The 12,187-nt window shown below is 73.7% G+C and carries 11 protein-coding genes; 7 read left to right on the forward strand and 4 right to left on the reverse strand.

Features of this window, described 5'->3' with window-relative positions; genetic code table 11:
- Positions 1-6: 6 nt before the first annotated feature.
- Positions 7-678 (reverse strand): ABC transporter, encoded by a 672-nt coding sequence (locus ACGFYN_RS02805; protein ID WP_393863916.1) that lies wholly within the window; start codon positions 676-678, stop codon positions 7-9.
- Complete coding sequence (locus ACGFYN_RS02810; RefSeq protein WP_393863917.1) at positions 675-1,583, reverse strand: ATP-binding cassette domain-containing protein; 909 nt, start codon at positions 1,581-1,583, stop codon at positions 675-677. Before ACGFYN_RS02810 ends, ACGFYN_RS02805 begins: the two co-directional genes overlap by 4 nt.
- 53 nt (positions 1,584-1,636) lie before the next feature.
- Here ACGFYN_RS02810 and ACGFYN_RS02815 point away from each other — a divergent pair, with 53 nt between their 5' ends.
- The 5 genes from ACGFYN_RS02815 (at position 1,637) to ACGFYN_RS02835 (ending at position 7,334) form a co-directional block, all read left to right on the forward strand.
- Complete coding sequence (locus tag ACGFYN_RS02815; protein WP_393863918.1) at positions 1,637-2,353, forward strand: peptidyl-tRNA hydrolase; 717 nt, start codon at positions 1,637-1,639, stop codon at positions 2,351-2,353.
- Positions 2,354-2,546: 193 nt separating this feature from the next.
- Positions 2,547-3,854 carry a DUF692 domain-containing protein gene (locus ACGFYN_RS02820; RefSeq protein ID WP_393863919.1) on the forward strand — a complete coding sequence of 436 codons (1,308 nt, stop codon included), beginning with the start codon at positions 2,547-2,549 and terminating at the stop codon, positions 3,852-3,854.
- Between the two features lie 49 nt (positions 3,855-3,903).
- Positions 3,904-4,674, forward strand: coding sequence for a DUF4142 domain-containing protein (locus tag ACGFYN_RS02825; RefSeq protein WP_393863920.1), 771 nt, complete (start codon positions 3,904-3,906; stop codon positions 4,672-4,674).
- A 97-nt stretch (positions 4,675-4,771) separates the two neighbouring features.
- On the forward strand, positions 4,772-5,572 hold the full coding sequence (locus tag ACGFYN_RS02830) for a TIGR04222 domain-containing membrane protein (protein WP_393863921.1): 801 nt from the start codon (positions 4,772-4,774) through the stop codon (positions 5,570-5,572).
- Between the two features lie 97 nt (positions 5,573-5,669).
- Positions 5,670-7,334 (forward strand): alpha/beta hydrolase, encoded by a 1,665-nt coding sequence (locus tag ACGFYN_RS02835; protein ID WP_393863922.1) that lies wholly within the window; start codon positions 5,670-5,672, stop codon positions 7,332-7,334.
- Between the two features lie 52 nt (positions 7,335-7,386).
- On the opposite strand, the gene hemQ is transcribed toward ACGFYN_RS02835, so the two are convergent.
- Both hemQ and hemG read right to left on the reverse strand, forming a co-directional pair.
- Positions 7,387-8,118 carry a hydrogen peroxide-dependent heme synthase gene (hemQ, locus tag ACGFYN_RS02840; RefSeq protein ID WP_393863923.1) on the reverse strand — a complete coding sequence of 244 codons (732 nt, stop codon included), beginning with the start codon at positions 8,116-8,118 and terminating at the stop codon, positions 7,387-7,389.
- A 5-nt stretch (positions 8,119-8,123) separates the two neighbouring features.
- Positions 8,124-9,584 (reverse strand): protoporphyrinogen oxidase, encoded by a 1,461-nt coding sequence (hemG, locus tag ACGFYN_RS02845; RefSeq protein ID WP_393863924.1) that lies wholly within the window; start codon positions 9,582-9,584, stop codon positions 8,124-8,126.
- Between the two features lie 157 nt (positions 9,585-9,741).
- On the opposite strand from hemG, the gene ACGFYN_RS02850 reads away from it, so the two are divergent.
- Positions 9,742-10,713 (forward strand): DUF4349 domain-containing protein, encoded by a 972-nt coding sequence (locus ACGFYN_RS02850; RefSeq protein ID WP_393863925.1) that lies wholly within the window; start codon positions 9,742-9,744, stop codon positions 10,711-10,713.
- A 27-nt stretch (positions 10,714-10,740) separates the two neighbouring features.
- On the forward strand, positions 10,741-12,129 hold the full coding sequence (locus ACGFYN_RS02855) for an FAD-dependent oxidoreductase (RefSeq protein ID WP_393863926.1): 1,389 nt from the start codon (positions 10,741-10,743) through the stop codon (positions 12,127-12,129).
- The last annotated feature ends 58 nt before the right edge of the window (positions 12,130-12,187 follow it).

Here is a 12,187-nt window from a genome sequence, read left to right on the forward strand (position 1 = left end):
GCCGGTTCAGGCCGAGCGGCGGGACGAGAGCGCGCAGGCCACCGCGGTCGCCGCTGCCGCGAGGACGGCGGCCGCCGCCAGCGGGAGCAGGGGCACGGGGATCGTGCCCGACTGCGAGCCGGTGACCAGGCCGCTGACCGCCGCCTGCGCGGGAGAGCCCGTGGCCACCACCGACAGCAGCGCCGCGAGGAGCATCGCCGGGACCGCGCGGCCGGGCGAGCGCAGCACCGGCCAGTTGGTGAGCGCGCCGACGGCCGTGCCGAGCAGCGCGCAGGCCAGCGCGGCGAGCAGTCCGGCCGCACCCGCCGCAAGCAGCGGCACCCGGGTGTGGTGGTCGGTGCTCACCGGATCGCTGATCAGCGTCACGACGAGGGTCGTCACCGTGCCGAGCACGGCCGCGGCGGTCAACGCCACCAGCAGCCGGGCCAGATGGGCCCGCCCGGACCCGGACGCCGCGGCCACGCACGCGCGGGCCGCCGGCGGTTCGACCGTCACGCAGATCCGCACCAGCCAGGCCGCGACGGGCAGCAGGGCTGCGGCCGCGTAGCCGAGCGAGTCGAGCACCGGCTGCCCGCCCTGGAGCCCGATGCCGAGGAAGGCCGTGTAGAGGATGACCGGCGGCAGCCAGCGCTGCGAGCGCAGCAGGAGGGCGGCCTGGTAGCGCAGGAGGGCGGTCATCGGCGGCTGTCCTTGTCGTGACTGTCCGGGTCGTTGTCGGCCGGGTCATGGGTGTCCGGGGCGAGGGGCCGCACGGCTGCCACGTGCCATGGCGGGCGGGCCGTCAGCAGGGTGCGCAGCACCACGTCCGAGTGGGACACGGGGACGGTGAGGCGGTGGCGGCCGGGCGCGGTCTCCTCGGCCGAGACGGCGGCACCCAGCGCGCCCGTGGGCGGCCGAGCGCCCCGCGGGCCCTGCGCCTCGACCACGACCTGCGGTCCGTCGTCCGGTGCGGCGGCCTCTCGCGTACGGCTCTCCAGCGCGCCGTCGCGCACGGTGCACGTCGTGTCCGGCGCCCCCGCGAGGCGGCCCGGGTCATGGTCCACGAACACGACGGCCCCGCCGGCCGCGGTGCGCTCGGCGACCGCACGCTCCAACTCCCCGCGGGCCGCGGTGTCCAGGCCCGTCCAGGCCTCGTCGAGGACGAGCAGCTCCGGCTCGGCGAGCAGCGCCTGCGCCACGGCCACCTTCTGGCTGCTGCCCTTGGACAGCTGGGCCATGGGGGTGCGGGCGTAGGCGGCGGCGCCGAAACGCTCCAGCCACTCCCCGGCGGCGCGGATCGCGGCCGGGCGGGACAGGCCGTGGATCGTGCCGAGGTGGGCGAGATAGCCGTGCGGGGTGAAGGGCAGGGCCGACGGGAAGCGCTCGGGGACGTAGGCGGTGCGGGGGCGACCGGTGATCCGGCCCTCGGTGGGGGCGTCGATGCCGGCCAGGAGCCGGAGCAGCGTGGACTTTCCGGTGCCGTTCGCGCCCTCGACGCGGGTCAGCGTGCCCGGTGCGAGGGCGAGGTGGACGCCTCGCAGCACCCAGGGGCCGCGGAGGCCGTAGCGGCGGCCGACGTCGGCCAGCCGTAGATCGCGTCGCATGCGGGCATCCTCCCAAAGGGGCACCGTCCCGCGCCCCCTTAAAGTTGGCTGGTGTGAGCCATGAAGTGACGTCCTCCGCCGACAACCCGTTCCGTTCCGAGCCCAGCGAGCGCGACCAGGCACCGCAGTACGTGCTGCCCCTCGTCGTGCACATCGAGAAGGCGGCGCCGCCCGCCCGCACCGACGCGCTGGAGACCGCCGCCCGCGCCGTGCTGGTGATGCTCAGCGACGAGCGGTCCCTCGGGGACGGCGAGTGGGCCGAGGCCGTGCGGGACTGGGAGGACGCCCGGATCCGCAAGGTGGTGCGGCGGGCCCGCGGTGCCGAGTGGCGGCGGGCCGGGGCCCTGCCCGGCATCACCGTGAGCGGGAAGTCGGCCGAGCTGCGGGTGTTCCCGCCCGTGCCGCTCGACGGGTGGCCCAAGGACCTGGCCAAGTTGCAGGTGTCCGGCACCGATCTCGACGACCCGGAGCCGCCGGTCGCGGCGGACCCGGCCCTGCCCGTCCTGTGGCTGAACCCCGGCCTCGACATGTCCGCGGTCAAGGAGATGGCCCAGACGGGCCACGCCGCCCAGCTGGCCTGGTGGGAACTGCCGGACGAGGAGCGGGCGGCCTGGCGTGACAGCGGATTCGCGCTCGCCGTACGCACCGCGGACCCGGCGCGCTGGGACGAACTGACCTCCAGCGGACTGCCGTTGGTGCGCGACGCGGGCTTCACGGAGATCGCTCCCGGCTCCTGCACGGTGGTGGCCGACCACCCGGCGCTCCGCTGACCGGTCCGATCCGGTGGACCCGCAGAGCCTCCTGGAGTGAGCCGCGAACCTCAAATCTTGCTCTGAAGGTGGGAGGTGAGGGATTCGGGCCCGGGCGGCGGGGCCATACCTCCGTCACGTCAAGGTCGACGTACCGAAGGAGACGTATCACCGCGGACGCGTGGATCGGGACAGCCGAGGAGGGGGACGGACCATGGAGCGACTGGGAACGGGCATCGGGTGGCGGCCGGAGATCGCCGACGCCGTGGAGCGCATGCCGGGCATCGACTGGGTCGAGGCCGTGTCCGAGAACGTGTGCCCCGGGCACCTCTCCGAATCGCTTCAGCGGCTGCGCGCCCGTGGCGTCACGGTGGTCCCGCACGGCGTCTCGCTCGGCCTCGGCGGCGCCGACCGGCCGGACGCCGGACGGCTCGCCGCACTCGCCGAGCGGGCCGGGGCCCTGGGATCGCCGCTGGTCACCGAGCACATCGCGTTCGTACGTGCGGGCGGCCCGCTGACCGCCTCCCCGCTCCTGGAGGCCGGGCACCTGCTGCCCGTACCGCGCACCCGGGACGCCCTCGACGTGCTGTGCGAGAACATCCGCATCGCGCAGGACGCGCTCCCGGTGCCGCTGGCCGTCGAGAACATCGCCGCGCTGATCTCCTGGCCGGGCGAGGAGATGACCGAGGGGCAGTTCCTGTACGAGCTCGCCGACCGGACCGGCGTACGGCTCCTGATCGACGTTGCCAACCTGCACACCAACCACGTCAACCGCGGCGAGGACCCGGCCAAGGCGCTCGCCGAACTCCCTCTGGAGGCCATCGCCTACGTCCATGTCGCGGGCGGCTTCGAACGCGACGGCGTCTGGCACGACAGCCACGCCCACCCGGTCCCGCGGCCGGTCCTCGACATCCTGACCGACCTCGCCTCCCGGATCTCGCCGCCCGGCGTGCTGCTGGAGCGGGACGAGAACTTCCCCGAACCGGCTGAGCTGGAGGGGGAGTTGACGGCGATCCGGACGGCCGTGGAGAAGGGACAGGTCCTACGGGCCCAGGGTGCGGCCGTCGCCGGCACCGGCGCCCTGGCAGCCCCTTCCCCCTCCACCGACGCCGCCCGTCAGCGGCTCGCGCTCGCCCAGACCGCGCTGCTGTCGGCGCTCGTCGCCGGGACGCCCGTGCCGGAGGGGTTCGACCGGGTGCGGCTGGGGGTGCAGGCGCGGGCGCTCGCCGGGAAGCGGGCGGACGTCGTGGCCAAGGTGGCGCCCGAACTGCCGGAGATCCTCGGCGGGACGTACCGGCCCGCCTTTCTCACGTACGCCCACGGGCACCCGATGACCGGCGGCTACCGCAGGGACGCTCTCGACTTCGCCGGGCATCTGCTGCTCGACGGGCACCTGGAGGAGGGCCAGGCCCGGCGGGAGCTCAGGGAGTGGTGGCTGGAGCGGTCGGGCTCCGTGCCGCGGTCCCGGCGGCCGGCCGTACGCGTGGCGAGGGCGGCCAGGCGGGTGCTGCTGCACCGCTGAGGGGGCGGTCGAACCCCGAAGTAATATGCGGTGCCGTACAGGAGGCACCATGCGACCGCGACCACCCGTCAAGGGCCGAGGCATATTCAGCGGCACGGGGATCATCGTCATCGGCCTGATGGCCACCCTGCTCGCGCTGATCTTCCCGATCTGGTCGTACGCCGACCGGTCGGGCACCGGCGCGAGCACGCTGAGCGCCCAGACCGTGCCGACCCGGTACGGGCCGCTGTCCGCTCTCGACCGCGACTTCGTCACCAGGGTCCGGCTGGCCGGGCTCTGGGAGCTGCCCGCCGGGCAGGAGGCCGAGCAGAAGGGCACCACCCAGGCCGTGCGCACGGCGGGGCAGCACCTGGTCCAGGGCCACACCTTCCTGGACCAGCGGGTGCGCGACGTCGCCGCCGAGCTCGGGCTCCAGCTGCCCAACGAACCCAACGCCCAGCAGCGGCAGTGGCTCGCGACGCTGACCGCGGCCCAGGGTACGGACTACGACCGCCGGTTCGTGAACATCGCGCGGCTGGCGCACGGCAAGGTGTTCTCCCTCGTCGCCCAGGTGCGCGCGACCACCCGCAACTCGCTGGTGCGGTCGCTCGCCGACGACGCCAACACGACGGTGCTGGACCACATCAGGGTCCTGGAGGCCACGGGGTACGTGGACTGGAACGCGCTCGCCCGGGACATGGCCTCCGCGAGCACTCCCCCGCTCACCGACTCCCCGGCCCCGCCCGGCCCGACGGCGGACCCCGGCCCGGCCGCCCCCGTCACCGCCTCGCCCTCCCCGACCTACCCGCTCCCGCCGCCCGCCTCCAGCCCGCCGCCGTGACGGCCGGACCAAACGGAACGTCACATACCGGCAACGCCTTGTCCGTATTGTGAACAGGGCATGGCGTTCCCCAGAGCATCTGGCATAGAAACGCGGCATGTTCTGGGTCCTTCTCCTGCTGCTGGCCTGGGCCGCAGCCGGCACCGCGTGCACACGTCTGTGCCTGGCCGCCGTACGCGCGGCGGCCGGCGACGCGGACGTCCGAGGGGACGCCCGGCGTCATGAGCTGACCCTGTACGAGGCCGCCTTCCTGTCCGGCGGGCCCGGCCGGGTCGCCGATCTGACCATGGTCTCGATGGCCAGGCAGCGGCGGCTGCTGCTCGCCCACACCGGCTGGGCGACGGTCGTCGACCCGCGCGGCCGGGACGACATGGAGCGGTCCGTCATAGGGGCCATCGGGCCCGATGGGCAGAACCGCATCGCACCCGTACGGGCCGCCGCAGCCTCCACCGACGCCGTCGCCGGTCTCGCCGACCGGCTCGTCGACGCGGGCCTGGCCGTGCCCGCGGGCGCCCGGACCACCGTCGCGGCCGGCGTGCGCCAGGTGCAGCTCGCCGCGCTCGCGGTGCTCGCCCTGGGTGCGACCGCGCTGCTGGTGCCCGCCCAGCCGGACATGCCGCGCGCGCTGGTCGCCCTGTGGTTCGCGCTGCCGCTCGCGCTGACGCTGAGCTGCCTGGCCATCGCCCGGGTCGAGGTCCACCCGTACTCGCGCTGGGCCTCCCCGGCCGGGCAGCGGCTGCTGGGCGCCCTCACCCGTCGCGCCGCCGGCGGCGACGACCGTACGTACCTCACCACCGTCGCTGTACGGGGCGTGCGCGCCATCGGCGAACCGGACCTGCGCGCGGCCTTCGAGCACCGCGACCAGACCTGGCGCGAACCGCACATCGGGGGCGCATAGGGGGCATTGGCGCCGACACCGGCGCTAGGTGCTTGCCTTCTCCATACACCGAACGAAACATCCCTTTTGTCGCTGCCATGCACCGAAGGGATACGTCATGAGAGCTGCCGCCCTCTACTCGGCCGCCGGATCCTTGCTCCTGACCGCCCTGGCGCTCGCACCGGCCGGCAGCGCACCGGCCGCATCGGCCGCGCCGGGCGCACCGGCCGCCCCCGGCGCGGCCGAGCGGCAGGGCACGGCAGTGGCGGCCGCGCGGGCCCGGGCGGCCGGCATCGACTTCGGGAAGTGCTCCGACCTCAAGGACATGCCCGGCGCCATGCAGTGCGGCACGGTGTCCGTCCCGCTCGACTACGCCCAGCCCGGCGGCAAGCAGATCAAACTGACCGTCACGCGGGTGGCCGCCACGCACAAGGACCCGCACAACAGCAAGCGCCGGGTACGGCGGCAGGGCGCGCTGGTCTACAACCCCGGCGGCCCGGGCGGCGACGGCCAGTACTTCCCGCTCGTCGGCCTGCTCCCGGAGTGGAAGCGCATCGCGTCGGCCTACGACCTGATCGGCTACTCCCCGCGCGGCGTCGGCCGGTCCGCGCCGCTGTCCTGCGAGGACCCGGGGCGCTTCTTCAAGGCGCCCTCGCAGGCGCCCACGCACCCCTCGGACTCGTACAAGCAGGAGCGCATCGCGCAGGCGAAGGCCTACGCGCAGGGCTGCGCCAAGCGGTCGGGCAGTGGGCTGAAGCAGTTCAACTCCCTCAACAACGCCCGTGACCTGGACGTGCTGAGGGCGGCGCTGGGCGAGCAGAAGCTGACGTTCATGGGGGCGTCGTACGGCACCTACTTCGGGGCTCTCTACGCGACGCTGTTCCCCTCGCACGTGCGGCGGATGGTGTTCGACTCGGCGGTGAACCCGGCCCCCGAGCAGATCTGGTACCGCAACAACCTCGACCAGTCGGCCGCGTTCGAGAGCCGCTGGACGGACTTCCGGCAGTGGATCGCCCGGCACGACGACGTGTACAGGCTGGGCAGGACCGTGGCCACGGTCCAGCACAACTACACCAAGGCGAGCGCGCAGCTGGCGGCCCGGCCGGCCGGCGGCAAGGTGGGCCCCGCGGAGCTCCAGGCCGCGTTCCTGTCGGCCGGCTACTACGACGACTACTGGCCCAAGCGGGCGCAGGCGCTGTCGGCGTATCTGAAGGGCGACCCGAAGCCCCTCGTCGAGCAGGCGGGGCCGGCCACCGAGGCGGCGGCCGAGGCGGAGAACTCCAACGCGGTCTACACGGCCGTCGAGTGCAACGACGCCGCCTGGCCGACCGACTTCAAGGTCTGGGACCGCGACAACACGCGGCTCGCGCGCGTGGCGCCGTTCGAGACCTGGGACAACGCGTGGATGAACCTGCCGTGCGCCTACTGGCCGACGTCCCGGCAGCAGCCGCTCGACGTGCGGACCGGGCCGGGTGAGCTGCCGACGACGCTGATCCTGGCCGCGGAGCGGGACGCGGCGACGCCGTACGACGGCGCCCTGGAGATGCAGCGGCGGCTGTCCGGCTCGGTCCTGGTGACCGAGCGGGACGCGGGCACGCACGGCATCGCCGGCGGTCCCAACAAGTGCGTCAACGGCTACCTCGACGCCTACCTGCTGGAGGGCCGCACGCCGGAGCAGCGCGCGTCCTGCGCCCCGCACACCGAGCCCAGGCCGTCGACCGGCGACCGCGCCCACCGGTCACCCCTGAAGGACTCCCTGAAGGGCAAGGCCCCCAGGGGCTGACGCCGCCAGCGGACCCAGCCTCGAAACCGGGCCCGCACTCGGGCCTGGCCGACTAGGCCAGGCCCGCAATCAGTTCCGCGACATCCTTGCGGCGACCCGTGAAGAACGGGATCTCCTCGCGGACGTGGCGGCGGGCCTCCGAGCCGCGGAGGTGGCGCATGAGGTCGACGATGCGGTGCAGTTCGTCGGCCTCGAAGGCCAGCACCCACTCGTAGTCGCCGAGGGAGAACGAGGCGACCGTGTTGGCGCGCACGTCCGGGTAGCCGCGGGCCATCTTGCCGTGGTCGGCGAGCATGCGGCGACGGTCCTCGTCGGCCAGCAGGTACCACTCGTAGGAGCGCACGAAGGGGTACACGCTCACGTAGTTGCGCGGCGTCTCGTCGGCGAGGAACGCGGGGATGTGCGAGCGGTTGAACTCGGCGGGACGGTGCAGCGCCATGTTCGACCAGACCGGCTCGAGCGCGCGGCCCAGCTTGGTGCGGCGGAAGAGGTTGTACGCCTCCTGCAGCTGGTCGGCGGTCTCCGCGTGCCACCAGATCATGAGGTCGGCGTCGGCACGCAGGCCCGAGAGGTCGTACGTGCCACGGATCGCCACGTCCTTGGCCGCGAGCTGGTCGAACAGCTCCTGGACCTCGTCGGCGTAGCCCGCGCGGTCCTCGGGCAGCACGTCCTTCAGCTTGAAGACGGACCACAGCGTGTAGCGGATGACCTCGTTGAGGTCCTTGGCCAGCTTGCCCTTGTTGGGGATCCTGCCGGGCTCGGTGGTGGGGGCGTCGTCGCTCATGTCCCCTATTCTCCCGCTCCGCCGTGCAGGCTCTGCACCGGGTTGGCGGTGAGCTCCTGCACACGGCTCAGGTCGCCTTCCAGCTGATCCACCGCCGCGTACGCGCTCGCGACGCACGCCGGGATGCCGACGCCGTCGAACTGCGCGCCGCACAGGGCGAGACCAGGCAGCTTGGCGACGTGCTCGCGGATGCGGGCCACGCGCGCGTGGTGACCTACGGGGTACTGCGGCAGGCCGTCGGTCCAGCGCGTGACGCGCGTTTCGACGGGATCGGCGTCGAGGCCGGTGGCCTCGCGCAGGTCGTGGCGGGAGAGCTCCACCAGGTCGGCGTCCTCGCGTCCGAGGATCTCCGTCTCGCCGTACCGCCCGACCGAGGTGCGCAGGACCAGCAGGTCGGGGTTGTCGTCCGCGATCCAGCCCCACTTCCGGGAGGCGAACGTCGACGCCTTGATGGTGCGCCCGTCGACCGGCGGCACGAGGAACCCGCTGCCCTCGGGGAGGGCGGTCTCCGCGCGGCGGTAGGCCAGAGTGATCAGGGCCATGGAGGCGTACTCCACGGCGGCGAGCTCGGTCGCGGCCCCCGGGGCCTCGGCACGCAGGAGCGCGGCGGCGGCCGGGGCGGGCACGGCGACGATCACGGCGTCGGCGCGCAGCACACGGTCGCCGGCGACTACGCGCCAGGTCCCGCCCTCCTCGCGGCGCAGCTCGGTAACCGGCGTCCCGGTGACGATCTCGCCGCCCCGGGCCCGCACCGACTCGGCGACCGCGAGCGGCAGGCTCCCCACGCCGCCCTCGATGCCCATGAACACGGGGCCGGTCTGCTGGGCCGCGGCGGCCCTGGCCTGGATCTCGCGGACCGCCTCGGTGAGCGAGTCGTGCGTCAGCGCCGCCTGGTAGAGCTGCGGGACCGCCGAACGCATCGAGATGCGGTACGCGTCGCCCGCGTAGACACCGCCGAGCAGGGGTTCCACCAGGCGGTCGACGACCTCCCGGCCGAGCCGCGCCGCCACGTACTCCCCGACCGCCACGTCGTCGCCGACCTCCGTGCGGGGCAGGTCGGCGTCGCGCTCGATACGGGCCAGGCCCTCGTCGGACAGGACGCCGGCCAGGGCGGCGGCGGTCCCGGGGACACCCATGACGTGGCCCTTGGGCATGGGGCGCAGGGCGCCCCGGGTCCAGATGGAGGCCGTGGCGGTGGCCGGCGGCCGGAGGCGGTCGTCGAGGCCCACCTCGCGGGCGAGGGCCACCGCTTCCGGCCTGCGGGCCAGCATGGACTCGGCACCGAGGTCCACGCGCGTGCCCGCGATCTCGCCGGGCAGCAGCTTGCCGCCGACCCGGTCGGACGCCTCCAGCACGGTCACCCGCGCTCCGCGCCCGAGCAGCCGGTGGGCCGCGGCCAGCCCGGCGATCCCGGCTCCGACGACGACGACCTGCCCGGCACCCGTACGGCTCTCCTCTTCGCGCATGTCCCCAGCCTCTCAGACCCCGCTGACAGACCGTCCGCACCCCGGTGTCCGGCACGAGTCCCGACCGTGACCGCATCGGGACCGTCCGGGTCCAACGTCCGGGCCCCTCCGGGCGTCGAAGAAGCGTCAGTCGTCACGACCCTCGGGGGTTAAGCACATGCGCTCACGGCATCCCGTACGACCTGTCCCGGCCCTGGCCGCGCTCCTGCTCACCGCGGCGCTCGCGCTGACCGGGTGCAGCGCGAACGACACCGACTCAGGAGGCAGCGCGGCCAACGACAAGCCCGCCGCCCAGAGCGACGCGAAGGGGGCCGTCCCGGGCGGCGAGAAGGGCGCGAGCGGCGCCAAGGCCGCCACGGCGCCCCGGCTCACCAGCAGCATCATCCGCACCGCGTCGCTGACGGTGCAGGTCAAGGACGTGCCGAAGGCCCTCGACGAGGCCCGCACCACCACCGAGAACGCGGGCGGTTTCGTCGGCAACGAGACCACCACCCGGGACGAGAAGGGCCACGAGCGCACCCGTGTCGTGCTGCGCGTGCCGGTCGAGAAGTACGACGACGTCCTCGCCGACCTCCAGGGTGCGGGCAAGCTGCTCGACCGGACCGCGAAGGCCGAGGACGTCACGGATCAGGTCGTCGACGTCGACAGTCGCATCAAGTCGCAGCGCGCGAGCGTGGCCCGGGTCCGTGAGCTGATGGACGAGGCCACCAAGCTCAGCGACGTGGTGGAGCTGGAGGGCGAGTTGAGCAGCCGGGAGGCCGACCTGGAGGCGCTGCTCGCCCAGCAGGCGTCGCTGAAGGACCGCACGAGCCTCGCCACGATCACCCTCTCCCTGTCGGAGACCCCGGTGAAGGCGGCCGCCAAGGACGAGAGCCCCGGGTTCCTGGACGCGCTGGCGGGCGGCTGGGACGCGTTCGTGACGATGCTGCGCTGGCTGGCGGTGGCGATCGGCGCGGTGCTGCCGTTCGCCGCGGTTGCGGCCCTGATCGTGCTGGCGTGGCTGCGGCTGATCCGGCCCCGGATGCCACGCCGCCCGGACCCCGCGCCCGCGACGAGCGCGCTCGGCCCGCTGCCGTCGGCCCGTCCCGTGCCCGGGAACAACCCGCGACCGGACGGCGACGAGCACTGAAATGACCTGCCGCCGTAGCGTGTTCACATGAACATGAGCGCTGCGCGGGAACGACTGGTGGTGATCGGCGGCGACGCCGCGGGGATGTCCGCGGCGTCGCAGGCGCGCCGGCTGAAGGGCGCCGGGGAACTGGAGATCGTCGCCTTCGAGCGCGGCCACTTCACGTCCTACTCGGCGTGCGGCATCCCGTACTGGGTCGGCGGGGACGTCGACGAGCGCGACGAGCTGATCGCCCGTACCCCCGAGGAGCACCGCGCGCGGGACATCGATCTGCGCATGCGGACGGAGGTCACGGAGATCGACGTGGCGGGCGGCCGGGTACGCGCGCGTGACGTCGATTCCGGGGTCGAGTCCTGGACGTCGTACGACAAGCTCGTGATCGCGACCGGCGCCCGCCCCATCCGCCCGGACATGCCGGGCGCCGACGCCCTCGGTGTGCACGGCGTGCAGACGCTGGACGACGGCCAGGCACTGCTCGACTCGCTGGCACACACGCGTGGCCGCCGCGCGGTGGTCGTCGGGGCGGGTTACATCGGCGTGGAGATGGCCGAGGCGCTCCTGAACCGCGGCTACGAGGTGACGGTCGTCAACCGCGGCAGCGAGCCGATGTCCACCCTCGACGCGGACATGGGCCACCTGGTGCACGAGGCCATGGAGGGCCTGGGCATCACCATGGTCAACGACACCGAGGTGACCAAGCTGCACACCGGCGAGGACGGCCGGGTACGCGCGGTGGCCACGGAGGACGCCGAGTACCCCGCGGACGTGGTCGTCCTGGGCATCGGAGTACGCCCGGAGACGACGCTCGCCCAGGCGGCCGGCCTTCCCGTCGGCGCCCACGGCGGCCTGCTCACCGACCTGGCCATGCGGGTGCGCGGGCACGCGAACATCTGGGCCGGCGGCGACTGCGTGGAGGTCCTCGACCTGGTCTCCGGCCAGGAGCGCCACATCGCCCTCGGCACCCACGCCAACAAGCACGGGCAGATCATCGGCACCAACGTCGGCGGCGGCTACGCCACCTTCCCCGGCGTCGTCGGCACCGCCGTCTCCAAGGTCTGCGACCTGGAGATCGCCCGCACCGGTCTGCGCGAGAAGGACGCGCGCAGGGCGGGCCTCCAGTTCGAGGCCGTCACCATCGAGTCGACGAGCCGCGCGGGCTACTACCCGGACTCCTCCCTCATGACGGTCAAAATGCTCGCCGAACGACGGACGGGCCGCCTGCTCGGCGTGCAGATCGTCGGTCGCGAGGGCGCGGGCAAGCGGGTCGACATCGCAGCCGTCGCCCTCACGGCCCGCATGACGGTGGACCAGATGACAGCCCTGGACCTGGGCTACGCCCCACCCTTCAGCCCGGTCTGGGACCCGATCCTGGTAGCAGCCCGCAAGGCATCGAAGGCGGTGGCGCAGGGCTTCTAGCTTTTGGGGGCGCGGGGAACTGCGCGAGCAACCACGACAAACCCGCACCCGCCAACGC

The organism is Streptomyces sp. NPDC048419 (assembly GCF_043200415.1).
Taxonomy (GTDB): Bacteria; Actinomycetota; Actinomycetes; order Streptomycetales; family Streptomycetaceae; genus Streptomyces.

Excerpts from the sequence above, each read along its gene's own strand:
- ACGFYN_RS02805 (WP_393863916.1), bottom strand. The coding sequence starts at position 678 with ATGACCGCCCTCCTGCGCTACCAGGCCGCCCTCCTGCTGCGCTCGCAG.
- ACGFYN_RS02810 (WP_393863917.1), bottom strand. The coding sequence starts at position 1,583 with ATGCGACGCGATCTACGGCTGGCCGACGTCGGCCGCCGCTACGGCCTC.
- ACGFYN_RS02820 (WP_393863919.1), top strand. The coding sequence starts at position 2,547 with ATGGAGCGACTGGGAACGGGCATCGGGTGGCGGCCGGAGATCGCCGAC.
- ACGFYN_RS02825 (WP_393863920.1), top strand. The coding sequence starts at position 3,904 with ATGCGACCGCGACCACCCGTCAAGGGCCGAGGCATATTCAGCGGCACG.
- ACGFYN_RS02830 (WP_393863921.1), top strand. The coding sequence starts at position 4,772 with ATGTTCTGGGTCCTTCTCCTGCTGCTGGCCTGGGCCGCAGCCGGCACC.
- ACGFYN_RS02835 (WP_393863922.1), top strand. The coding sequence starts at position 5,670 with ATGAGAGCTGCCGCCCTCTACTCGGCCGCCGGATCCTTGCTCCTGACC.
- hemQ (WP_393863923.1), bottom strand. The coding sequence starts at position 8,118 with ATGAGCGACGACGCCCCCACCACCGAGCCCGGCAGGATCCCCAACAAG.
- hemG (WP_393863924.1), bottom strand. The coding sequence starts at position 9,584 with ATGCGCGAAGAGGAGAGCCGTACGGGTGCCGGGCAGGTCGTCGTCGTC.
- ACGFYN_RS02850 (WP_393863925.1), top strand. The coding sequence starts at position 9,742 with ATGCGCTCACGGCATCCCGTACGACCTGTCCCGGCCCTGGCCGCGCTC.
- ACGFYN_RS02855 (WP_393863926.1), top strand. The coding sequence starts at position 10,741 with ATGAACATGAGCGCTGCGCGGGAACGACTGGTGGTGATCGGCGGCGAC.